The sequence below is a fragment of the Salinivibrio sp. VGrn1 genome (genome assembly GCF_009377995.1).
Classification (GTDB): domain Bacteria; phylum Pseudomonadota; class Gammaproteobacteria; order Enterobacterales; family Vibrionaceae; genus Salinivibrio; species Salinivibrio siamensis.
Window position 1 is genome coordinate 522,803 of sequence record NZ_SATA01000001.1, and the last position, 23,984, is coordinate 546,786.

The 23,984-nt window shown below is 50.4% G+C and carries 19 protein-coding genes; 8 read left to right on the forward strand and 11 right to left on the reverse strand.

Translation table 11 applies throughout. The features are described from left to right. The first annotated feature begins 77 nt into the window (after positions 1 to 77). A complete protein-coding gene (locus tag EHW56_RS02290; RefSeq protein WP_172969959.1) occupies positions 78 to 2,231 on the forward strand; it encodes a YgiQ family radical SAM protein in 2,154 nt (717 codons plus the stop codon). 161 nt (positions 2,232 to 2,392) lie between these two features. On the opposite strand, the gene EHW56_RS15280 is transcribed toward EHW56_RS02290, so the two are convergent. The 3 genes from EHW56_RS15280 to EHW56_RS02300 all read right to left on the reverse strand — a co-directional run bounded on the left by EHW56_RS15280 (position 2,393) and on the right by EHW56_RS02300 (position 7,297). Beyond that, entirely contained in the window at positions 2,393 to 2,548 is a 156-nt protein-coding gene (locus tag EHW56_RS15280) for a hypothetical protein (protein WP_156146643.1), read from the reverse strand. A gap of 63 nt (positions 2,549 to 2,611) precedes the next feature. Next, the gene (locus EHW56_RS02295) at positions 2,612 to 5,710 is read right to left on the reverse strand and encodes an FAD-binding and (Fe-S)-binding domain-containing protein (RefSeq protein WP_152799141.1); all 3,099 of its coding nucleotides are present in this window, start codon (positions 5,708 to 5,710) and stop codon (positions 2,612 to 2,614) included. Positions 5,711 to 5,815: 105 nt separating this feature from the next. After that, positions 5,816 to 7,297 carry a phosphatase PAP2 family protein gene (locus EHW56_RS02300; protein ID WP_152799144.1) on the reverse strand — a complete coding sequence of 494 codons (1,482 nt, stop codon included), beginning with the start codon at positions 7,295 to 7,297 and terminating at the stop codon, positions 5,816 to 5,818. A 47-nt stretch (positions 7,298 to 7,344) separates the two neighbouring features. Between EHW56_RS02300 and EHW56_RS02305 the strand changes: the two genes are divergently transcribed. Beyond that, positions 7,345 to 8,976, forward strand: a complete 1,632-nt coding sequence (locus EHW56_RS02305; protein WP_152799147.1) for a VRR-NUC domain-containing protein — start codon at positions 7,345 to 7,347, stop codon at positions 8,974 to 8,976. A gap of 353 nt (positions 8,977 to 9,329) precedes the next feature. On the opposite strand, the gene EHW56_RS02310 is transcribed toward EHW56_RS02305, so the two are convergent. Beyond that, entirely contained in the window at positions 9,330 to 10,625 is a 1,296-nt protein-coding gene (locus tag EHW56_RS02310; RefSeq protein ID WP_152799149.1) for a DUF945 family protein, read from the reverse strand. A gap of 282 nt (positions 10,626 to 10,907) precedes the next feature. On the opposite strand from EHW56_RS02310, the gene EHW56_RS02315 reads away from it, so the two are divergent. The 3 genes from EHW56_RS02315 (at position 10,908) to EHW56_RS02325 (ending at position 14,042) form a co-directional block, all read left to right on the forward strand. Beyond that, positions 10,908 to 12,863, forward strand: coding sequence for an ATP-binding protein (locus EHW56_RS02315; protein WP_172969960.1), 1,956 nt, complete (start codon positions 10,908 to 10,910; stop codon positions 12,861 to 12,863). After that, on the forward strand, positions 12,860 to 13,360 hold the full coding sequence (locus EHW56_RS02320; RefSeq protein WP_152799153.1) for a response regulator: 501 nt from the start codon (positions 12,860 to 12,862) through the stop codon (positions 13,358 to 13,360). The genes EHW56_RS02315 and EHW56_RS02320 overlap by 4 nt, the downstream gene beginning before the upstream one ends. Positions 13,361 to 13,493: 133 nt before the next feature. Continuing rightward, positions 13,494 to 14,042 carry a hypothetical protein gene (locus tag EHW56_RS02325; RefSeq protein ID WP_046073060.1) on the forward strand — a complete coding sequence of 183 codons (549 nt, stop codon included), beginning with the start codon at positions 13,494 to 13,496 and terminating at the stop codon, positions 14,040 to 14,042. A gap of 116 nt (positions 14,043 to 14,158) precedes the next feature. On the opposite strand, the gene EHW56_RS02330 is transcribed toward EHW56_RS02325, so the two are convergent. From EHW56_RS02330 to EHW56_RS02340, 3 genes are all read right to left on the reverse strand, one after another. After that, on the reverse strand, positions 14,159 to 15,007 hold the full coding sequence (locus EHW56_RS02330; RefSeq protein ID WP_077607144.1) for a universal stress protein: 849 nt from the start codon (positions 15,005 to 15,007) through the stop codon (positions 14,159 to 14,161). An 11-nt stretch (positions 15,008 to 15,018) separates the two neighbouring features. Further along, complete coding sequence (locus tag EHW56_RS02335; RefSeq protein ID WP_152799156.1) at positions 15,019 to 16,533, reverse strand: SulP family inorganic anion transporter; 1,515 nt, start codon at positions 16,531 to 16,533, stop codon at positions 15,019 to 15,021. Positions 16,534 to 16,811: 278 nt separating this feature from the next. Beyond that, a complete protein-coding gene (locus tag EHW56_RS02340; RefSeq protein ID WP_152799158.1) occupies positions 16,812 to 18,017 on the reverse strand; it encodes an MFS transporter in 1,206 nt (401 codons plus the stop codon). Between the two features lie 288 nt (positions 18,018 to 18,305). Here EHW56_RS02340 and EHW56_RS02345 point away from each other — a divergent pair, with 288 nt between their 5' ends. Next, positions 18,306 to 19,319, forward strand: a complete 1,014-nt coding sequence (locus tag EHW56_RS02345; RefSeq protein ID WP_152799160.1) for a bZIP transcription factor — start codon at positions 18,306 to 18,308, stop codon at positions 19,317 to 19,319. On the opposite strand, the gene EHW56_RS02350 is transcribed toward EHW56_RS02345, so the two are convergent. Continuing rightward, positions 19,316 to 19,693, reverse strand: a complete 378-nt coding sequence (locus EHW56_RS02350; protein WP_152799163.1) for a hypothetical protein — start codon at positions 19,691 to 19,693, stop codon at positions 19,316 to 19,318. The genes EHW56_RS02345 and EHW56_RS02350 overlap by 4 nt on opposite strands. A 182-nt stretch (positions 19,694 to 19,875) precedes the next feature. Here EHW56_RS02350 and EHW56_RS02355 point away from each other — a divergent pair, with 182 nt between their 5' ends. Together EHW56_RS02355 and EHW56_RS02360 are read left to right on the forward strand one after the other, a co-directional pair. Continuing rightward, positions 19,876 to 20,598, forward strand: coding sequence for an AzlC family ABC transporter permease (locus tag EHW56_RS02355; protein ID WP_152799166.1), 723 nt, complete (start codon positions 19,876 to 19,878; stop codon positions 20,596 to 20,598). After that, the gene (locus EHW56_RS02360) at positions 20,595 to 20,915 is read left to right on the forward strand and encodes an AzlD domain-containing protein (protein ID WP_152799168.1); all 321 of its coding nucleotides are present in this window, start codon (positions 20,595 to 20,597) and stop codon (positions 20,913 to 20,915) included. Before EHW56_RS02355 ends, EHW56_RS02360 begins: the two co-directional genes overlap by 4 nt. A gap of 129 nt (positions 20,916 to 21,044) precedes the next feature. Here the strand turns inward: EHW56_RS02360 and EHW56_RS02365 are convergent, their stop codons facing one another. From EHW56_RS02365 to EHW56_RS02375, 3 genes are all read right to left on the reverse strand, one after another. Continuing rightward, on the reverse strand, positions 21,045 to 21,320 hold the full coding sequence (locus tag EHW56_RS02365; RefSeq protein ID WP_046073052.1) for a YrhK family protein: 276 nt from the start codon (positions 21,318 to 21,320) through the stop codon (positions 21,045 to 21,047). A 50-nt stretch (positions 21,321 to 21,370) separates the two neighbouring features. Then, positions 21,371 to 21,664: a DUF3955 domain-containing protein gene (locus tag EHW56_RS02370; RefSeq protein ID WP_172969961.1), complete on the reverse strand. Its 294-nt coding sequence runs from the start codon at positions 21,662 to 21,664 to the stop codon at positions 21,371 to 21,373. 87 nt (positions 21,665 to 21,751) lie between these two features. Then, positions 21,752 to 23,635, reverse strand: a complete 1,884-nt coding sequence (locus EHW56_RS02375) for a methyl-accepting chemotaxis protein (RefSeq protein WP_046073051.1) — start codon at positions 23,633 to 23,635, stop codon at positions 21,752 to 21,754. Positions 23,636 to 23,984: the final 349 nt, after the last annotated feature.

Genomic DNA, 23,984 nt, shown 5'->3' on the forward strand with positions numbered 1-23,984 from the left:
CGCCCGCCCTGGCGCACGATGCGCGTATCGTTGAATCGCCTGTCCTCATTGCAATGGGCTGACCAAGAGACCATAACGTGACACCGACTGCTATATACGATTACACCCCTTATTGGGCGGCCTGCTTTGGCCCCGCGCCTTTTTTGCCCACCAGCCGTGAAGAGATGGATATCTTAGGTTGGGATAGCTGCGATATCATCATCGTAACCGGTGATGCCTATGTCGATCATCCTAGCTTTGGCATGGCGGTGATTGGCCGCACATTGGAAGCACAAGGGTTTCGTGTTGGCATCATCTCGCAGCCTAACTGGCACAATAAAGATGATTTTATGGCATTAGGCGAGCCTAACCTATTCTTTGGCGTGACGGCTGGCAACATGGACTCGATGATCAACCGCTACACCGCAGACCGAAAACTGCGCCATGATGATGCCTATACGCCCAATAACGAGGGAGGTAAACGCCCTGATCGTGCGGTTTTGGTCTATTCTCAACGTTGTCGAGAGGCGTATAAGCAAACGCCGATCGTACTGGGCGGGATAGAGGCCAGCTTGCGCCGTTTAGCACACTACGACTATTGGTCAGACAAAGTCCGTCGCTCTGTGTTATGTGACGCGAAAGCAGACATATTGCTATTTGGCAACGCAGAACGCGCCTTAATAGAAGTGGCACATCGTTTATCTCGCGGTGACACCTTAGCCGATATGACTCGCATCGCGGGCACCGCAGTGATGATGAAAACACCGCCCGAAGGTATGGCAGAAGTCGATTCCACCCGCATTGATAAACCGGGAAAGAGCATGACCATGCCCAACCCCTATGCAACAGAAACCCAATGCGAAACCAGCAAAAAAGCAGAGCCGGATGCCGCGAAACCAATCACCATTCGCCCTTCTAGGCATGATGCAAAAAACACCTTTGTTCGCCTGCCCTCGTTTGAAAAACTCAAAAACGATCGGATTTTGTATGCCCATGTAAGCCGGGTGATGCATTTGGAAGCCAACCCCTACTCCGCGCGGGCGTTGGGTCAGCAGCATGGCGATCAACTCCTTTGGATTAATCCGCCTCCGGTGCCGCTCACCACTGAAGAAATGGACTATGTGTTTGGCCTCCCCTATGCGCGAGTACCTCATCCAAAGTACGGTACAGCCAAGATCCCTGCCTACGATATGATTAAAACCTCGGTGAACATTATGCGTGGCTGTTTCGGCGGTTGTTCATTTTGTTCAATTACCGAGCACGAAGGGCGGATCATCCAAAACCGCTCACAAGCGTCGATCATTGAAGAGCTCAATGATATTCGCGATAAAGTGCCTGGCTTTACTGGCACGATTTCAGACTTGGGTGGCCCAACCGCTAATATGTATCGACTCGGCTGTGCCGATCCTAAAGCAGAGCGTAACTGTCGTCGCCCCTCTTGTGTATTTCCAAAGATTTGTGACAAGCTCAATACCGATCATCGCCATACCATTGATCTTTACCGTAAAGCACGCCAGGTAGAGGGAATCAAAAAAGTCCTGATTGCCTCGGGAGTGCGGTACGATCTGGCGATTGAGTCACCGGAATATGTGAAAGAGTTGGTCACTCACCATGTCGGTGGCTATTTAAAAATCGCCCCAGAACATACTGAGAAAAATACGCTGGATTTAATGATGAAGCCCGGTATGGGTGCGTATGATCGCTTCAAGGCTCTATTTGAAAAATACAGTAAAGAAGCGGGCAAAAAACAGTATTTGATCCCCTACTTCATTGCCGCGCATCCAGGGTGTACGGATGAAGATATGGTGCATCTGGCATGCTGGCTGAAAGAGAATGCCTTTGAGTGCGACCAAGTGCAAAACTTTTACCCATCACCCATGTGTAATGCGACTGCCATGTACCATTCAGAAACCAACCCACTGAAGCGGGTACGCTATAAAAAGCGCGAAACACTGACAGTGGCAAAAGGAGAGCGCCAGCGACGCTTACACAAGGCGCTACTGCGTTACCATGATCCCGCTAACTGGCCACTGATCCGTGAAGCCTTGGTACGTATGGGGAAACAGCATTTGATTGGTAACGGGCCCAAGTGCCTGATCCCGAAAGAAGATGCCCCCGAAAAAACAGGCCGGCAGCGCCGCTCAGGCCGCCATGGCACCCAGCGCTTTGCCACTAAGCACCCCAAACAACCCGATATACGTCGGCCAAATAACAAAGGGCGAGGCAATAACCAGCGTGGAAAACGCGCATAGGCGCCTGATTTAAAAGGATGAAATAAAAAACGCCCGTCGTGGTACACCCCGTTGCGGGCATCTTACTACGGGCGTTTCACTACGAGCGTTTCACTACGAGCGCGGCGAGTTTGTTGGCGTTACGGTATCATCGTACTCATGGCGCGTCGGATACGCCACCACTAACGGAAAAGCTCAACACCAATCACACCAAGCGCCAGGACACCGGCGATGGCTCCGATCACCCACGCAATTTTCTTTTGCGTCCCCTCGTCCAAGTACTGGGCTGCCGTAATCCCGAGTAAAACCAGCAAGATGATAACAATCGTTTTAAGCATTTGTTTTACCTTAGCTTTCAGCTCTTTATTTTACTGTATGACAAAGCCACCCAGATGCAAGCTTTATAGTGATACGTTATCAACACGCGCACGATCAATTCGCGTACACGCTAGCCGCAACAAGATTTGCAAAGGATGTTGTAACTGCGTCTCACTAAACCGCTTCACTTGGCTACGGCACGAGTAACCGGTTGCGAGCACTCTCTCGCTAGGTAGGTTGGCCAACTGTGGCGACCAACTTAAATCATAGATCGCAGCTGACGTTTCACGTTTGTCTGCTTCATGGCCATAAGTGCCCGCCATACCACAACAACCGACAGAAATCGGTTTAAGCGTCGCACCAAAGTGCGCAAATAAAGCCACCCATTGTTGCTCAGCATGAGGCAACTGTGTTTTCTCGGTACAGTGGCCGAACAGATACCAGGGGTCAGCATCACGGCTCGTCACGACCGGCATGTCAGGCACAACACTGCTCAGCCACTCATGACTCAGCATCACATTAAAGTTACCTCGGTGCTTACCTAGCGCTTCTTGATACTCATCGCGATAACAAAGCACCAGCGCCGGATCAACGCCCACCATGGGAATATTCAACGCCGCCAGCTGGTTTAAAAAGCCAGCGGTGTTACGCGCCGTCTGGGCGAAACGACGGAGGAAACCTTTTACATGCTGGGCTTTCCCGTTGGGTTTAAAGGGTACCAGCATGGGCACCTTCCCGAGTTGTCGCGCCAGTTTGATCAAATCGTGAATCAGGGGCGCTTCATAAAAACTGGTAAAAGGGTCCTGCACGATCAACACATAGTGCTCACGCTCTTGCGCGGATAGAGCCTGCAGCCATGCTAAGTCAAACTTAAGCGCATGATCGCCCGCTAGAGACTGAGCCAGCGTCGGCACCGACAACGCCGGTGTGTCTGTGTAGCCAATTAGCTTCGCAGTGAGCCCTTGGGCCCATTGAGGCTGAGTCGCTGCATTCACCCATTTTGGTGCTTTGGCCATCAGCGGGAGCAAGGTTTCAATGTTCGCCACTAAGTGGTCTTTCACCGGGCGCGGATAGCGGCTGTAATAGAGCTGCATAAAGCGCGAGCGGAAACTCGGCACATCCACTTTGATCGGACACTGACTAGCACAAGCCTTACACGCCAAGCAACCGCTCATGGCTTCCATGACTTCATGGCTAAAATCATCTGCTTCTCTGCGGCGAGTAAAATAGCGTCCGAATTTGGCCATCACTTCACGGACTGACGGCGACTGGGTCATCAATGCCTGCTCAACCGCCAAGGGGTCGACACCTTGCTCAGACAGTAAACGCAACCATTCCCGCACGATCCCAGCGCGACCTTTTGGCGAATGGCGACGGTCATAACTGACCTTCATCGAAGGACACATGGGTGAGGCGGTGTCATAGTTAAAGCACAGCCCGTTGCCATTACACTCCATTGCCCCTTTAAAGCTATCACGCACTTCTACCGGAATTTGGCGGTCATAAAAGCCACGCTTGGTATCATCAACCTTCACCAAGGCATCTTGGCTATTAATCGGCGTACAAATCTTTCCTGGGTTCATTCGATTTTGCGGATCAAATGCCGCCTTGATATGGCGAAGCTGCGCAAACAAGGTCTCATCAAAAAACGCTGGGCCGTACTCCGAACGATACCCTTTACCATGCTCTCCCCACATCAAGCCGCCATACTTGGCAACCAAAGCAACCACTTGGTCAGAGAGGGTTTTCATTACGCGTTCTTGGTCAGGGTCACACAAATCCAGCGCTGGACGCACATGCAGTACCCCCGCATCGACATGACCAAACATGCCATAGTGCAAATGGTGGCTATCGAGCAATGCCCGAAATTCACTGATAAAGTCAGCAAGGTGTTCAGGCGGTACACAGGTATCTTCGGCAAAGGCAACGGGCTTGGCTTTACCTTTTGTGGCACCCAGCAGTCCGACCGCCTTTTTACGCATCGCGTAAATTTTGTTGATTGACGCGAGATCCCGACAAATCTGATAGCCAATCACCCCTTTTTGCTTGTGAGCAATCAAGCTATCCAGTTGCTGACAAAGTGCCGTAATCTGCTGCTCTATCTCACCCGGATCATTCCCCGCAAACTCCACCATATTAATGCCGTGCATGGTTTTGCCGGGCACCGCTTGCAACAGATCACTCACCGTATGCCAAACAATGTCATTACGCGCTAAATCAAGCACTTTGGCATCAATGGTTTCAACCGACAAGGCATTAGCGTCTACCATCATCGGTGCATTACGCAATGCTGAGTCAAAGCTGTCGTATTTAATATTTACCAAGGTACGCACAGTCGGGATCGGGGTGATATTTAGCTTGGCTTCGGCAATAAACGCTAAGGACCCTTCAGCGCCACACAGCACGCGACCAATGTCGAAGGCTGTGAGTGTGTCATCATAAACATGTTTAAGATCATACCCGGTTAAAAAGCGATTTAACGGTGGAAAGGTCTCGGTAATCAAGTCACGGTGCTCACGACAGACTGAGGACACCGTTTGCAGCGCCCGGCCACTGAGATCATCGCGCGACATCGCTTGCTGAAGCTGATCCGCATTGAGAGGCTGTGTATCGAGGACGCTACCATCCACGAGCACTGCTTTTAAACCCAGTACATGATCGGAGGTCTTGCCGTAACGTAGCGAGCCTTGACCGGAGGCATCGGTATTGATCATCCCGCCAATCGTGGCACGATTACTGGTCGATAAGTCAGGTGAGAAAAAGTAACCATACGGGCGCAAGACATCATTGAGTTGATCTTTAACCACGCCTGCTTGCACACGTACCCAGCCTTGCTCCGGGTTCACTTCCAGCACCTGTTGCATATGACGCGACACATCCACCACCACATGCTGGGTCAACGACTGGCCATTGGTGCCAGTGCCGCCACCACGGGGAGAAAACTTAATCTCACTAAAAGCTGGGGCTTGGACGGTCTGACCAATGAGCTGAAGATCATCAACTGATGCGGGAAAGAGGACGGCTTGTGGTAAGGCCTGATAAACACTGTTATCAGTGGCCACCGCAAGGCGGCTCGCATAGGTCGATTCAATGTCGCCTTGAAAACCTGCTGTTTGCAAAGCGGTGATAAAATCAACAACGGCGGACGACAGGCCCGCCTCTGGATGGATTGCCGGTATCATTGCTGTTCCTGTGCGCTATCTCACCATGCCTGGTGCAATTTTTGTTGTACTGTCACTTTACCTTAACTCTTGGCACAGCCAAAGCGATCACCTAGCAAATCCTTATCACCACTCGCGCCAACCTAGCCGCTTACCCGACCATTTAGCAAGCTCTGGGCTGGCAATCAGTACCCAAGGGCCCAAACTCCATGCCGCCATTGACACGACAATAAGCACAATCCAGCTTAGGCCTGTCAGCTGTGCCACTCCCCAGGCGGTGCCAATAATGGCGGCGATACCGAAAAAAATCCACGCCAGCGTTAACAGTTTGCCATTGAGCTGGCTGGCCGGTTTATGGCTAGGAAAGAGCTTATGCCAAACCTGACCGGTATAGACACCCGCTGCTAACGCTGACAGATACACCAAATTGGGTAATTTAAGCGCCAGCGCCAACAGCGCCATGATAAGGCACGCTAAGAACCAGATTCTGCCTGTCGTTAGCATGGGCCGTTCATTACCCACCGTTACCGCATCAAGCTTGACAGTCGCCCAGGCAACGCTGCTTCCTACTAGCGCCCCGATCACTACATCACTGGCAAAGTGCACACCGAGATACATGCGGTTCAGCCCCATAAGCACTATCACCAACAGCGTCATGGCGAGCGCACTATAAGCAGGTGGGTGTGTGACCCGACGTTTTAGATACCAAGCGGTCATGACAGCCGCTGCGAGTAAGGTGTGACCACTGGGTACCGTAAAGCCGCTTGCCTGGCCGATTTGTAACTCTGGCCACAAATAAAACGGCCTTGGCATGGCAAAGCCACTTTTTAGCGTCGTCGACACTGCCGCCGCGCTTATTAACAAAAAGAGAAGTGATAATGCGGATTTATGGCCACGAAAGACCAAAAATAGCGGCAGCAGTGCAATGTAAAAAGCGGTCTCGCCCAGCGTATTGACCAATCTAAATACCGCGGTCACGGTCGAGCTCGCCGCCTCGCTCATTTGCTGTACCGCGGTTTGTATCCCCGCGACCCATCGATATTGACTGACATAAAACACAGGCGCTAAGGCACTAAAATCGGCCAAGGCACTGACATCGCTGCTTGGCGTTCTCGCCGCTAGCGACCACAAAAGATCACGACGGTCGCGAAAACGATAGCGATAATCTTGCGCATGGGCGCGCGGTACCAGCCGTGCTTGCTCGACTTCAGAGGCAAAATGGGGCGCGCGCCAAGCCGGCAAAAGACCCACTCCCTCCGCCGTAGAGACAACGGGCAATGGTGCCTGGCTTTGACAGGCAAATAACACACCACGCTCATCTTGATGATAGACATTACCGACCGTGACGCGAATAGCCGTTTCTTCAAACACTTCACGCGCTAGCGCTCTACTCGGTGATTCGGCCAAGTTAACCCGCCCACCGGGCAAACCATACCGTCCGGTCACTGTGTCTTTCACTAGCAAGAGCCGTCCGGCTGGATCGCTAATAATGCATGCAACCCCAGCGATCCCTTGCTCGGTGGAGAACGTAGTTTCATTCTCAGCCAAGGCATAGCTCGACACTAATCCGCTAAAGACTGACAATAGTACAGCGATAATCCGTTTCATGCGGCGGCTCCTGAATGCACGTGTCCTGATGAAAGATAAGGAAAAGAATGACGCAGCCAGACCCTCTTAGTCCCTATTATTACCATCATAACTTTCAAAACTTGATGGATTTAGTCTGCGAACGTGACTGGGATCTTCTCACGCACAAAGAACGACATTGGCTGACGACCTTTCAACAGCTTAGCTTCAAAGCACAGTGTTTGCTGGTGCGTTTACTGATGCGCCGTCACGACTGGTTTTTGGCCGGCTCGCTGCACTACGATGAGCTGGGTGAAACGCCGCCGCTGCTCGACACCTTGGCTGAACATCAGTTTATTAGTCTTACCCATACTGCCCCTGCAGAGGTGGTATTCAAATTACTCACCAAAACACAACTTATGGCGGCTTTTCCTGATACAGGGCTCGCCAAAAGTGCGCCTAAAAGCCATTGGCAGCAGGCGATAGAGGCTCTCTACGGCAATACACTCAACAGCCCTTATGCGTTGGTGGTCTGCCACCAGCCAGACATCTTACCGGTATTAAGCCTGCTGTATTTTGGCAATTCACGCCAGGATTTGAGCCAGTTCGTGGTGGCCGAGCTGGGTATCCAACACTTTGAGCCCTATCCCATTCGGCAAGCCGATCGCTTATTTGAGCATCGGTCCCAAATAAATGACTGGCTGCACTTATCCGCATTAAACGAGATCGTGTGGCAAGCGCGCAAAAACAAGCAACCTAAAGAAGTCTTGGCGTTAGCACCCTGTTTGCCAGCCCCTTTTGACTGGGCACCGCTCGAGCGCAAGCGGCAGCGCTTGGTTAATCGCATTGCACGCGAATTTGAGCGCCAGGATGATTTATCGACCGCATTGTCGCTGTATCAAACCACCACTCAGCCACCCAGCCAAGAACGACGCGCACGTATCTTGATAAAGCAAGGTGACATTAAAGCGGCTGCAACGATCATCGCAACCATGCTCCAAGCCCCACACGATGAGGAAGAGCTTGACGTCGCTTATCGCTTGGCGAAACAAAAACCGGTTCGCGCACTCGGCCGCTTGGTTCCCTCAGCGCGTGCTAAACCGGCTACATTACCCACCGAGACGTTAGCTTTACCGCTGAATCAGCGCGTCGAAAATGAGGTTGCTGATTATTATCGTCAGCAAGGCTGGGATGTATGGTTCAGCGAGAACAGCTTGCTTAACGCGTTGTTTGGGCTGTTTTTTTGGGATGTTTTGTTTTTGCCGGTCCGTGGCGCCTTTCTTAACCCTTTTCAACGTGGGCCGCGCGATCTCCACAGCGACGACTTTGTCGCTAAACGACAGACAGTGATTGATAAGCGCCTCGCCGAGATTGATCGAGCACGCGATTGGGTGGCGCAACACTATCAGCAAAAGCACGGCATCACTAACGCGTGGGTAAATTGGTCGGTGATAGAGTGGCCGCTGCTTGAGGCTGCGTTAGTCATGCTTACAGACACACAGCTTCGCGCCTGTTTTCAACGTATTTTGTTCGACCGTCGCCATAACCGCCGCGGCCATCCAGACTTGTTTATGTGCAGAGGCGCATCCTACCAATGGGTGGAAGTAAAGGGGCCAGGCGATACGCTACAGCCTCACCAAACACGCTGGCTACAGTTTTTTCAACAGCATGAGATCCCAGCGAAAGTGACGTATGTGACATATGTGACGCCAGACCAATAATGCTCGCACTGAGACATGTCTATCACCTGCTCTCAATCTCGCGACAGCCACCGCGTCTTTAAAGTGACGTTGTCACTCTTTTCTTCTACATGTGGGTTAAAAATATAATAGGAACCATCGTAAACCAGCCGTTTAATCAACGCCTCGCAATGTTTGAGACCGCTGCGGTCAAACGACACGCCATAGCGTTGCATGCTTCATAAATGCCACGGCACGTAACCCTATGACGGTCTCTTCTCTCACCGTTTTGTATTTTTTGGCCTTAAGTTCAGGCAAGGACTGCATCATCGTTCGCTTTTATTGTGATGGATAACTAAGGGCACCGACGTCTCAAGTCAGTGCCCGTGCGGCATTTACATCAGCATAAACATGACAAACTGTACCAGCGGTACGGCAGAGCCATCAGAGGTGATGATTTGGTTTCCCTCAATTTTGGCAGACAGCACAGTATTTTTATCTGTTTGTGTGACAAAACCCGCTTTGGTCAGATCCTGTACTTTTGCTTGCCACGGTGACTGTGTCAGCACCCCATTGGGTACCGAAACATCAAGATCGCCGCTTACCTGATTGACCAGTTGCTGCAAATTAAACACGCCAGTTGGCTCACTGCCTTTTACATCGACGTGCATGTCGACACTGATATCCCCTTCTGGCACTGTTAAGCTGGCGGGCGACAAATCAATCGATAACCCCGACTGCAACAATTGCACCAAAGCTTGATCAAAGGCCTCCATACTCACTGGCGCGCCACCTTCTTGCCACTGCGACGAGAGTAACGCGATTTGGGACATGGCACTGTAATCAAGGTGATTGGCATCGAGTGCCACTACCAAGTTACGCCACTGCGTGTTGTTCGGTAACGCAATCGTTCCCACCGTCAGTTGGTTGGTGTTATTTAGCTCGCGGGTTGACGTTGACTCAGACGTAATCAACTTGTTCCCTATCTCAAGCTTGACGTCGCCCAGCTTTAACGATTGACCGCTCACATCACTGAAGTGCGCTTGCTCGAGCGATAAAGACTGTTCACCAATCCACAGACCATCTTGCAAATAGCCGCTTCCTGACCCCGACACGCTATCCACTTTCAGTTGCTGCCCACTATCGTCGTTGAAGGCCAGCGCGGGTAAAGAAAAGGTGGCGTTCACATGTCCTTTGCGGTCGATCTCGCCTTGTAGGCTTAACTCACTCGCGGTCAGGTTACTGCTCGCCTCTGATAGCGAAAAAGGTGCGACGGTAAAGTGATAATCGGATGCCCCTGTCATCAAGGTATCTAGCTCTAAACGAACTGGGGTTGGGTTACCTGGCCACGCTTTTTGGGTGATCGCTTGTAGCTCAGGCGTCATCACTAACGTGTTGCTTGACGAGACGCCAACCACGCCATGGGAGATCTCTGAGGCGATTTCGTAGCTAACGGGTAAGCCCGACTGCGCAAGCATCGCTTTGGTTTCACCCTGAAATGAGAGATGTGTGACCGCCTGCGAGCTTAAATACCCGCGATCGTAGGTCTGCTGCTCAAGCGTGAATTCTGGCGTTGAGCGCTGATCGACTTCGCGCTCATACATCGACTGTGCGATTTGGCCAGTCGCAAACGGCCAACACGCAACAATCGCAAGGCCACCTGCGATGGCACCATACTTTCCTAAAAACATGTTTTCTTTGCCTCAGGCATGCGAAAAATCATAGTGTAACTAAAATTAGGCGCTGAAGATAACGCGTTATACTGTGAAGGCAAACTGTTATGGAAGCCATCGCACAGGTCAATAGACAATGAATAATAAGAAGGAACTTTCTCACTAATGAGGCAAGGGCGTGTATCACAGTACCGCCATGCAGAATACGGTGTATTTATTCGTGAATGTCGACCATTTCGCATCATTGCCGCGGATAAATGCATACAATCAAAGCATATTTGCAATAGATCGACAGAGTGTATGAATCCCTACGTTATATTGTGCATTGACCAAGACCCTTTCGTGGTAGAGCAGTTGTCTCACGACCTTGCGCCGTTTCGTGATGTGTTTGATCTTTGCAGTGCAGAGACCCCAGACGACGCTTATGCCATGCTCGACGACTTTAAGGCTAACGAGCAACAGGTGGCATTACTGATCTGCCATAACGGGCCGAACGATAATCGCGGTATCGATCTATTAGTCAATGTCGACAACCACTCTGCCAGTCAAGGCGCACGGACTGTTTTGCTCAGTGAGGCACCGCAATACGATATTATTTTGCAGGCGGTGAATGAAGGCCGACTTAATTATTGTATGCACAAGCCTTGGCGAGCCGAGGAGATGCAGCGTGTTGCCGAAAAAGAACTCACTACCTACGTGTTGCGCTATTGCCAACATGATTTGCTGCGTTATACCGAAGTGTTAGATCACCGCACCTTATTAGATGCTCAAGTTGAGCGCGAGATAAGCCAGTTTCAAGCGCAATTGTTAGCGCCAGGCGAGACCGACAAAGCGGCCATTGCTGATCGCGTTATCGCCGGTTTATATGCGTTTTTTGAAGGCAATGATGAGAGTCGCGCGTGCCGCACCTACAGTGCCAACCATGTGCTTACCAAAGAAAATCAAGATAATGCATTTTTGTGGTTTATCACCGATGGCGACGTTGGGCTGTATAAAACGGATGACGAAGGGCAAGAGCATCATGTCTCCACCCTGTCTTCCGGCAGTTTGATTGGCAGTATGTCGTTCGTGACGGGAGACGTTTCTTTCTCCACGGGTCGCACTCTCACTCGGACGCAGGTGATCAAAATCGATCATGCATTATTTAGTAAAATAATGACCAGCCGCTCTGAGTTGTTGCCCTTGTTTATTCAATACCTGTTGCTGCACTTTAACCAACGCTTAAAGCGCAGTATCGATACCGAAATCCAGCTGCAGCAAACGCTCGCCTCACTGGACGAGGCCAACCGCCAATTATTAGAAAAAGAAAAGATGGCACTACTGGGGCAACTCGTGGCGGGCGTCGCTCACGAACTCAATAATCCAGTGTCAGCGATTTTACGCAACAGTGACGCACTTGCAGACGCCCTAGAGGAAGTGGCAAAAACTCCGTTGACCTCAGCCAGCCGCGAACAAGCTCTGTCGCTTTTACAGACAAACCGCGAGAGTTCCCCATTATCAACCGCCACGGCTCGAACCTATACCCGTACCCTAAGCGACCTCACCGGGGATAAACGGATCGCGCGCGATTTAGTCAACATTGGGTTGTATCAGCCTGAAAACATCAAAGAATGGCAACAACGTCTGGGTGAGGCCTTTAATCACGAACTTGCTACCTGGAAGCAATACGCCCGCTGTGGGCGGTTATTGCGCTCTAATCATGTCTGCGCGGCGCGTATTGCCGATCTCGTCAAAAGCTTACGCACCTATGCCCGTCAAGACAGCGAACAACGCCAACGCACCCGTATTGTTGAAAACATTGATGATACCCTTACCTTATTTGAGCATCGACTCAAGCCTCATCAATTGGAAAAACGCTACGACTGGGTGCCCGATATTATTGCTCAGCCCTCGGCCTTAGCGCAGGTATGGACAAACCTCATTGCCAATGCCTTAGATGCGATGCAAACGCCAGGCACACTGACAGTGACAGTAAAAACACTCAATGACCAAGCCTCTGGCACGATAGAAGTGTCGGTCAGTGATACCGGTATAGGCATGACCCCTGAGCAGCAAGCAAAAATGTTTGCGTTAAATTACACCACCAAACGCGAAGGTCATTTTGGTCTAGGTATTGGCCTGACCATGTGCCAAACCATTATCCATGAGCAAGGGGGCGATATTCAGGTACACTCGCAGCCAGCTGTCGGTACCACAATGACAGTGACGTTACCTATTGAACTCCCCGCCTCTGCCAGTAAGGAGCCCCAACGATGAGCCAATACTTAGTCCTATGTGTCGATGATGAGCGTGATGTGCTCGATAGCGTGATCGATGACTTGCAAGGCTTTACCGATCACTTCGAGGTGGAAGCGGCAGAGTCAGTCGCAGAAGCACGAGAAGTGATTGCGGACATGGCCACAGAAGGTACCAAGCTGGCATTGATTCTGTGTGATCATATTATGCCCGGCGAGCTCGGGGTGGAGTTTTTGATTGAGTTAGCCAATCAGCCAGAGACAGCGTCGACGCGCAAAGTGTTACTGACCGGCCAAGCAGGCTTGGAAGATACGGTCTCTGCTGTTAATCACGCCAGTTTACACTATTACCTTGCCAAGCCTTGGCAAAAAGAGACCTTGGTCAGTGTCGTCACCGATCAGCTCACCAGCTATGTCATCGCGCACGAAGCCAATTTATTGCCGTGGACCAGTGTACTGAACACCCCTAGGATTGTAGAAGCTATCAACCGCAACAAATGGGATATGGGCGCAGAGTAGTCCCCAAACCAGTTCGTACACCCCGATAGGTCAAAAATCGGTAAAAAAGCCTGACTCACGGGCGGATGTGCTTGTTTCTGCGCGCAATCGTCTTATAGAATGATTTGAACACCAATAACAAGTGGAATTGATAATGCGTAAATCTCTTTTAGCCAGCGCGATTGTCGCTTTGGCTTCATTCAGCGCCGTGGCCAATGAAGAAGACGCCAACCTCACCACCATGAGTAACTTCAGTTACGACTATCTGGAAGGACGCATCGGTGTTAGCCCACTCACCTATGGTGCAGGATTTAGCATGTCTATCCATCCCAACGCGCACGTACGCGTAGAAGCGGATACCGAATTTGATTCCGATTGGGACACGGCTGCTGGGATTGGCTTTCATGCGCCGATTAACAACTGGGCAGACTTAACCGGTGAGCTACTCGCGCGTGGCGTCAACAAAGACAACTTTGATAGTGATGTCGGCTTAGAGGTCAACCTAGGCGTGCGTCAGTGGCTTGGCCCACAAGTTGAAGTTGGCGGCGAAATCGGCCTGCTAACAGTGGATGATGAGGAAGATACCTTTGGATCTGCCTACGGGCGATTCCATGCCACGGAGCTATTCTCACTCGGTGCAGCCTACCGTGTTAACGAGTGGTACGGCGATCAGTTTATGTTTACCACGCGTTTTAAATACTGATAAGTCCACTCGGTAATGCATTGCCATCAAGCAATGCCGTATTGCCGCCAGACGTTGAAAGTCAGATCAAAAAAACCCGCATCGCTGCGGGTTTTTATGTATGCACTCATGCACAACTAACGGATCAATAGCATAGGCACGGTCGATTCAACCAACAACTTAGTGGTATTGCTCCCCACAAAGAATTGACGCAGTTTTGAGTGCCCGTAGGCGCCCATCACGATCATGCCCACTTGATTATCAGCTTGATACGCTAAAATCGCGCGGTGCACGTCACCGGTTAACTGAGCCTCAACCACATCGACACCCGCCGTTTTCAAGCGCTCTGCCGCGCGTTTAAACGCTGCCAGCTTTTCTTGCGAGTCTTCCACCATCACTAAATGACAAGTCATCCCTGCCAACAGCGGTGTGCTCAGTGCTTTTTCCACTAGCTTTTCGCTGATATCGCTGCCATCGAATGCTAATAAGTAGCTTTCAGGTGTTGAAAACTCACCGTTAGCAACCAAGGTATGCGCTTTAATCGAGCGCACCACGCTTTCAAGCTGCGAGCCAATCGCCTTGGTGTCGTTTTGGTGTAGTTCACCTGATTTACCTAATACTAATACCCGCGTCTGTGGCTCGATATCCAGTAAGGTCTCCACCAAATTGCCATGGCGCTGCAACTTGCGCACATCGCTCAACCCTTTGGCTTTAGCGTCTTCTTCCAGCTCAGACAGCAAGGCTTTGCCGTGCTTCATGGCTAGCTTGGCGCGCTGCTCATCCAGCTCCACCAGCTCTTGTAGCAGTTGTTCACGGCTACCCACGCCCAAGTTGCCTGATAGTTCAGGCTCCGCTTGGTGTGAGGACTTATCCAGCACATGCAAAAGTGTCAAAGGGACAGACAAGCGCTTGGCAGCCCAAACGCTCAAATCTGCCACTTGCTTTGAATAATGCGGGCCATCTACGCACGCGGTAATTTGTTCCATGGTCGGTCTCCTTAGTGGCCACCCATCATTTTTTCTACTTCTTCTGGTTTATCGTGCACGCCGAACTTATCGACAATGGTCGCCGTGGCATCATTCATTCCCACGATATTCACCTCGGTACCCTCACGGCGGAACTTAATGACCACCTTATCAAGCACAGACACGGAGGTGATATCCCAGAAGTGCGCTGCCGAGAGATCGATGGTGACACGCTCCAACGCCTCTTTGAAGTCAAACGATGATAAAAATTGATCTGACGAGGCAAAAAAGACTTGGCCAACAACACGATAAGTACGCGCATCGCCATTGTCTTCAGGCTCGCTTTTAACCACCATAAAGCGACCAATTTTATTGGCAAAGAACAAGGCTGCCAGTAGCACCCCAACCAATACACCGATCGCGAGATTGTGGGTGAAGACCACGACCACCACGGTCGAGACCATCACGATATTAGTCGATAGTGGGTGTGATTTCAGGTTAACCACTGACTCCCAAGAGAAGGTACCGATAGACACCATGATCATTACCGCCACCAGCGCGGCCATCGGGATTTGGCTGATCCAATCACTGAGGAACACCACCATAATCAGCAATAGCACACCGGCGAACAAGGTAGAGAGACGTCCACGCCCACCGGATTTAATGTTAATGACCGACTGACCAATCATCGCACAACCGGCCATACCGCCCAAGAAACCGGTGGCGATATTGGCAACACCTTGACCTTTACATTCACGGTTTTTCTCACTGTCTGTGTCGGTCAAATCATCGACGATGGTGGCGGTCATCATCGACTCAAGCAAACCCACCACAGCCAGTGCCGCAGAATAAGGGAAGATAATCGTCAGGGTTTGAACGTTTAGCGGCACATCCGGCCATAAGAACACTGGCAAGGTATCAGGCAGTTCACCCATGTCACCCACGGTACGCAAGTCGAGGTTATACGCCATGGCAATACCGGTCAGAATGAGAATGCACATCAATGGAGAGGGAAGCACTTTGCCAATACGCGGTACGTAAGGGAAAAGATAGATAATCGCGAGCCCCGCCGCCGTCATCGGATACACATGCCACATTATTTCGTTGTCGCGGATGATTTCCGGACCAATGAGCTCTGGCAACTGCGCCATAAAGATCAGGATCGCGAGCGCGTTGACAAACCCAGTTACCACTGAGCGAGAAACAAAACGCATCAGGTTACCGAGTTTTAAATAACCGGCCGCTATTTGCAGTATCCCGGTTAGCACAGTGGCCGCCAATAGGTACTCAAGCCCATGCTCTTTCACCAAGGTCACCATCAACAGCGCCATCGCACCCGTTGCGGCGGAAATCATGCCTGGACGGCCACCCACAAAGGCAATGATCACTGCGATACTGAAGGAGGCGTAAAGCCCGACTTTCGGATCCACACCGGCAATAATCGAGAAGGCAATTGCTTCTGGGATCAAGGCCAATGCCACAACGATACCCGCAAGAATATCGCCACGTACATTGGAGAACCAATCACGCTGAATTCTATCTATCATGAACGTCTCTACAAAATTGGGTTAAAAAAGGTGTCGCGCTCATTTCAGGCTTGATTTCACCTGAAAATCAAAACGCGTGATCCTAGTCACTTATTGACCAAGCGTCAACTCCCCTTTTTTTGTCCAATAACGACTTAATGCCTACAAATCACATACTTAATTTGTAATTGTGATATTTTTAGCACAGATTTATTTCATTCTTTTCTCCAACCCCCTTTTTCGCTTATTTTTACCATCAGGCAAGGTTGGCTTTCGCACATTAGGCTTAGCGCTGTATCTTATATACGTGGATACACAGGCACCAACAGCACGGTAAAGGAAAGAATCAATCCAATGAGTGCATAAATCAGTTGGTTAAGCGTCCAGCCAATATCGATAACGATACCGAACACCCAAGGTGCCAATGCGGTGGAGAGGATCATCATGCCAGTCACCAAAGACCGAATGGCACCAATATGCGAGACCCCATACATTTCCGCCCATAAGGTATTAATCACAGGATTGGTTGCACCAATCGCTAAACCGAAAAGGCACATAAAAAGCGGTGCCGCAAGGGTATGATCAATGTTAGCTATCACCATTAGCCCAAGTAGCAGTGGAATGGGTATTAAGATAAGTACATTTCGCGAACGATATTTATCAATCAAGCTGCCTGATATCACTGAGCTTAGCCAATGCACGGCCCCGTAAAATACGAAACTGCCCGCTAATACGCCCGGCGTCCACCTTTTCGCTTCCAGGATAAAGTCCTGTTGGATAAAGACGCCGGTCACCAGAAACGGCGTCACCAAAGCTATCGGTATGATCATCCAAAACCGCCAGTCGCGAACAACTTGACGCCGACTCGCATCGCTGGCGTGGTTTTGATTATCTGCGTCAATACGGGTCCGCTTAAGGTCTGCTTTTCTGACTAGCCATAAAACCAGTGGTAAAAACACCACTAACAGGGTGGCACCAATGAATAACCAGCTTTCTCGCCAGCCCAAAAACGCGATTAAGCCAATGACAATTGAGGGTAAAACCACCTCGCCAATGGCAACACCACTGCCTACCAAGCTAATGGCTTTGCCTTTATCTTGCTGTGCACGCTTAATCACAGTGGCCTGCGCGATGTGAGGCAAAAAACCTTGTCCACAAAAACGCAGTAAGAAGAAAACCAGCAGCAAGCCCACCACACTATCAACGGAATACATCAACGCACACGCGACCATCAGTGACGTGGCAAAGAAGATCAGTAATTTGTCGACCCGCACCCGATCCACCACACCACCAAAGCTAATCACCAACACGCTGCTGGTCATGGTCGCAATGGCGTAAATCCCGCCGTAGGTTGCATCACTCAACAACAGCGCATCTTTAATACTGCTGCCATACCAACTGATGAAAAACGATTGACCAATGTTGCCAAAAAAGATCGATAGAAAGCCAAAAGCAATTAACGGCCATTGGTGCCTGATTAATGTCACATACGATCGCGCTAGCATACGCCTCCATTGCCCCCTGTCATTTCATTTTGAAACGTCATATATCAACACGCCTTCAAGGGTTTACTTAATGCATGAGGTGAAAGCTGACTATGACATGCCTGCACGGAAGAAGAAATGAAACCCGACCTGCTTACGTCGGTTTTGTGATGCCTTTTAATCCATATTGGCGATGAATCAATCGCTTATTCATGTTTTCACCGCTTACTGACACACAAACGGGCCGAGATGCGCTAGGCTTTGCGCCCTCTCAATATCACAGACAATAACAACAATATGAATCCAGTCATGTCAGCGCCAACCAAGATGGCGTTACGCTTCCCCAAAGGGCGATTCGCCATGTTGAGTGTGTACAGCTTTACCGGTGCGGCCATTTTGGCTTCTACCATTTTTTCCCTGCTGCTTTTCTTATCCCTTGACGACAACCCGCTTATGCAATGGTTGTTCGGGGCACTGGCAGTGATTTTTGAAGCGGGTAAGTTTTACGCATGGTACGAGTTTGGCGAGCGTCGGGCTCACGGCAACTATGTAGGCGCCTTGTCAGCCTTGGCTTTTTATCTCATTTTGGCCTTAATCTCGATTGGGGGCAGTATTGGCGGTATCAATAGTGCCACCAATGCCGCGCAAAGTGAGCAGCGCCAAGCCCAAGCGCAGATTGACGCTTATAACCGACAAATCGATGCTATCGAGCAACAAATCACCTTGAATAATCAAGCCGCCGAGCGTTATATCGAACTGGATAGAATTGCGACTGGCGTGGCGCGATTACAAAAAGAAAACAACCAATTACGCAAAGAGCAACAGCAACTCGCGTTAGAGCGCGATAGTTTACCCGCGGTGGCACAGGGCTCCATCTTGGGGTTGATTAGCAACCTTGCTAACACATTAGGCGTCAGCGCCGATCAAGCCCAATCTTGGCTGGTAATTTTTCTCTCTGTGTTGCTCGATGTGTTCGCCGCTTTCTTTGTCGGCGTGATTGGTGAAGAGCAGCGTTTCCGCCATTGGTATCGTCACCCACATGCCACGCCCCCTACGCCTGTGAACACCAAGGCGTCTCCTCGTGCCAGTGATATCAACACGGAATCCACCACGCCGGATTCAGCGTCTCCTCACGAGGATACGGATGCGCCTTATGCCAATATCAAAGCCGCGCTAGCCGCCAAAACGCTGCGTTGTAGCAAAAAAGCGGTGATGGCGGAGTATGCGCTCAGCCAAGAGGCTGTCGATGCCCTATTTACCCACTTACAACAACAGGGATTGGTCGCCAAAAAGCCGAACCACCATTATCACTGGGTGGGTTAAGCCACCAATATCAATATACCGCTGAGTATCATGGCGGGAAGCCCACTTAAAAACAGCCACAGTCCGAGCTTGTCATCGGGCTGTGACGATGAATCGATCACCATCGCGTGTTGTTGAGCCGTGAGCGCCCGCCGTGTTACTGAATCACGATACCAATAGCGGCTTTTGTAACGACTATACCTCACAAGCCCCGCTGCCGACCAAACGAGCCCCCCGACGTAAAATGCGCCATCCCCAAACGTCGTCAATGTTATCCACCCCGCCTGCCACGCCCCAACAACAGCGGCACTGGCTATTGCCGTTGACACTAACCAAACATAAAGAAAATGCACGCTTGGCGATGTAGATCCCTTCAGGCGATGTGGTGCTTTCATTGTGTTTCCTTTCTGTGTCTTAGCGAGCCACTCTGGCTATTGATAATCCCACCTCTTTGCGGCATGGCGGTGATGTGGTACAAACATCTGGTAAGTTTGTTAATCAGTACGTTACCTGACCTTTTAACACCTTACCGATAAAAACAATTTATAACCAAGCAAATACAACAAAAAGGTGATCTATGCATAAGGCTGCACAAGAGGTGCATGCGCCTGAGGCATCGGTATGGCGCGCATTAGGCGATGTCAGTCCGTTGTGCCTCGCCGTCCTGCCTTGGGGGATACTCTGCGGTTCATTAGGGCTGCAAATGGGATTCAGTGCACTACAAACACAAGCCATGTCATTACTGGTTTTTGCCGGGGCGGTGCAATTGTCGGGCACCATGATGGTGGGCAATGCGGCGGGATTGCCAGCGGTACTCGGTTCCACACTGGTGATTAGCGCACGGCACCTTCTCTATGGTGCTCACTTTCGACAGTACATCACTCCCTTGCCACTTAAATGGCGTCTCGGCCTCGGCTTTTTACTGACCGATGAAATGTATGCGCTTTCAACCGCACACACCAGCAAGCAGGGAAGATTTTCTAAACACTACGCCCTGTATACGGGCGCCGCGTTTTATATCGGTTGGAACCTTGCCACCTTGGCGGGGATTCTAGCTGGTTCTCAGCTGAAAGCCTTGGAAGCCATCGGCCTCGATTTTGCCATCGCAGCCACCTTTATCGCACTGACCGTTCCCAGTATAAAAACCCGCCCCGTAATGCTTTGTGCCTTGGCAAGCGGTGTCAGTATGCTGCTATTCACCTATTACCACATCCCTAACGCATTAATCATTGCAACTGGCGTAGGTATGGTCGCGGGGCTAATGGCTGAGTCGCTACCGACACGGAGGGCGTCAACATGAGTTATTGGTTAATCATCGTCGCCATGGCGCTGATCACCTTCTCGGTGCGTTATCTGCTACTGGTACGGAGTATTCCTGTGCGCATTGGGCCGCGATTGCAACGACTCCTGACCTACTCTGCACCGGCGGTCCTGACCGCGCTATGGGTACCGATTGTCTTCTTTCCCGAAGATCAGCTGGCTATCTCTACCACCAATCCTTATTTACTCGGCGCCTTGGTCGCTATCGGTTTAGCCTGTACCCGTCTATCGACCTTATTAGTGGTCGGGCTATCGATTGGTTTTTTCGTTACCCTTCAGCTTTGGGTGTTGAGATAAATAGCGACGATAAGCCAGTCAGTGCGATGTCACTATAGCAAGAGGCAGGGTCATTACCCTGCCTCTTTAATCTATTTGGTTGCTGGCTCCAGAGGCCAATAAGTTGATAGCTTATTGAATAACAGTGGGTTATGCCGTTTCCTGCGCCCTTTGTTGTACGCGAGAAACATGGACTAGGCCCATCAATTTGATACTCGGTTTGAGTAACAGTTGCGCACTCCCTACGATAAACAGCCAAGTCCCGCTTTCCATTAACGCATCGTTGAGAAAAAAGAAGCTACCGATCAAAAACCAAATCGCAATGAGCAAATCATTAAATGCCCCCAACGCTTCATAGCGACGCTGGATCACTAAGTGCTTATTACCAATATCAATATCCAGCTCAGGGCCATTGCGCTGTATCATCTTGCCTCCTCTGGACCTTGGTATTAACAATGAATAGCCAAATCATGGCATTAACAATCAAGGTGTTGCCGTTTAATGCCCAGCATGGTTCTCACCATGTTGACCACAAACGTGACCGCACTCAATCCTAAAAACAACCAAGCTAGCGGGATGAATGCGAAAGGTTCGTTGAGACTGCCGTTAGCAGCAACATGTGGCGTGGAAAGGTTGAAGGCGAGCAGGCAACCCGTGCCGATGAGGAAGAGGATAAACGAGGTACGAAAATGTCGCAGTAGGGTTAACATAAAACCTTTTTCTGTTGCTTCAGTAGTCTCTGAGACTGACCACAACACTAAAAGTTCCATGTCTCTCACATTTTTTTCAAAAAAACCGCTACCTTGCATGATGCGTAGGTAGCGGCCGATTCATTTAGCGTGTTGGTTGTGCGCCCTTCAAAGCTTGTATGTCGACACCTTGTCGCTCAGCTGTGTCGCTTGGTTACGCAGGTTGTCCGCCTCTTGCGAGGTATCGTTGGCACTGCTTACAAGGTGCTCAGAGACATCTTTGATGGATGTGATGTTTTGTGTGATCTCACTCGTCACATGGGTTTGCTCTTCTGCCGCTGTCGCGATCTGCGTCGCCATATCACTGATCTGATTGACCGCTGCATCAATTTCACTCAACGCGGCAGTGGCTTTATCCACATCAGAAACAGAATCACCTGCCAACGCTGAGCTGCTCTCCATGGTCGATACCGCGCTTGCCGTCGTCGTTTGCAACGTCTCAATCGTGGATTTAATTTCTTCTGTCGAGGCATGCGTTCGCTGCGACAAAATACGTACCTCATCCGCGACCACGGCAAAGCCTCGTCCTTGCTCACCTGCGCGGGCTGCCTCAATGGCTGCGTTTAGCGCAAGTAAGTTGGTTTGCTCAGCAATTCCTTGAATCGTCGATAGTACCGTCGAAATCTCCTGCGAGTGCTTATCTAGCTCGGCAACGATAGTGCTAGCCTGTTTCAGCTCATCCGACAAACGGGTGATCGATGTTTTGGTATTTTCGACCACCGCACGTCCGTTATCGGTACTAGCGGTCGATTCTTGCGCCGTATTCGCGGTATGTTCAGCATGAGAGGCGATCTCTTGTGTCGCAGACGCCAACTCGGTGACGGCGGTTGCTACCATGGTCACTTCTTGCTGCTGCTGATTAATATCATCCACGTTGCGGCGCGCACGTTCCGTACTGCTATCCGATTGTGATGTCAGCTGTTGTGCTTGCTCGCGAATGTGGCTAATCAACTGATGCATACTGCCAACAAAGGTGTTGAAGTTTTTCGCCAGTTGCCCCACTTCATCTTCACTTTCAACGTCAATACGTTGAGTGAGATCGCCACTACCATGAGCAATTTGCTCGAGGGCATTAGAGACATTGGTCAGCGGTCTAAATAGAATATTCACCAGTAGATTAAAGAGCAGCGTACACGCAATCACCACGGCAATTGTTACTGCAATTTGCCCCCACACCGCATCAAACAATGGCGCGACTAAGGAGTCATAGTTAATAACGGTGACAGTGATTAATCCAGTATCTTTAATGGGTTTGGCATATACCACACTTTCTGCCCCGCCCACGTCGGCCATCACACTCTCACCCGAATTCATGGCAGACTTCACCGTGCTGAAAGACAAGCCTAGCTGATTAATTGGCTCGTTAAGTAGCTCGGTATTGGCATGAGTAAAAATATTGCCTTCGCTGTTGGCGATAAACATATAGCCATTACCTGGCAAGATCACCTTCTCGAGACCTTCGATAATGTCGCCAATTTCAACATCCGCCCCAAGCACCAAAGTATCACCGTTAAACTGGAGCGCTTTACCTAACGACACCACATTGGCGCCGGTTGCCGCAGCAACCGTCGGATTGTCCATAAACACACTCGACGGGTCCGCTTTGGCGTTGATATACCAACCCCACTTGCGCGGATCGTCATTACCCGGCGGTAGCACAACACCATTTGCGTTATCCTGACTGCCATCTGGGTAGGCAAGAAAAACATTGTCAAAGCCACCTGCATCACGTACTTGCTTGAGATGAGTGACCATATTGTTCTCATCGGCCTCACTGGTCAGTGAGGTCATCGCACGCTCTTTTGACGCGACCCAATCAGAGACATATTGATTGTATGATGCAGTGGTACTTTCCAATCGCTGTGCCACTTCGGTGTCCAGCCGGGAGAGTGATGCGCGAAACGATAACGCTTCAACGAGCAAACCACCGATAATGATGGCTACACTTGCCGACAGCGCGAGCTTGTGTTTGAGGGAGAGTTTTTTAAACATAACGGCCTTGTTTGTCTGTCATAATGTTTTAATAATGATTTTTAGTAAAACAGCGTTCTTTGCCACCCGCAAAATAAGCGCCATACAACTGATAGGTATATCACAACAATGGTGCAAGACAATTACTCAAACTGTTGTCAGAAGGCGATAAATTGACCAATTTCATGCAACATACCTGAGTTCTAGCCTCGAGACCATCGCTTGTCTACTCCAAGGCTAGCAGCCCAATTAGCACACATACTGCGCCAGATCAGAGAAATGTAACAAACCCAAAACCAAGGGAAGTGACTTAAGTATCAATCACTCGCCCTCTCCTCGCAACTTTGAAAGTCCTAAACTACGCTTTAAC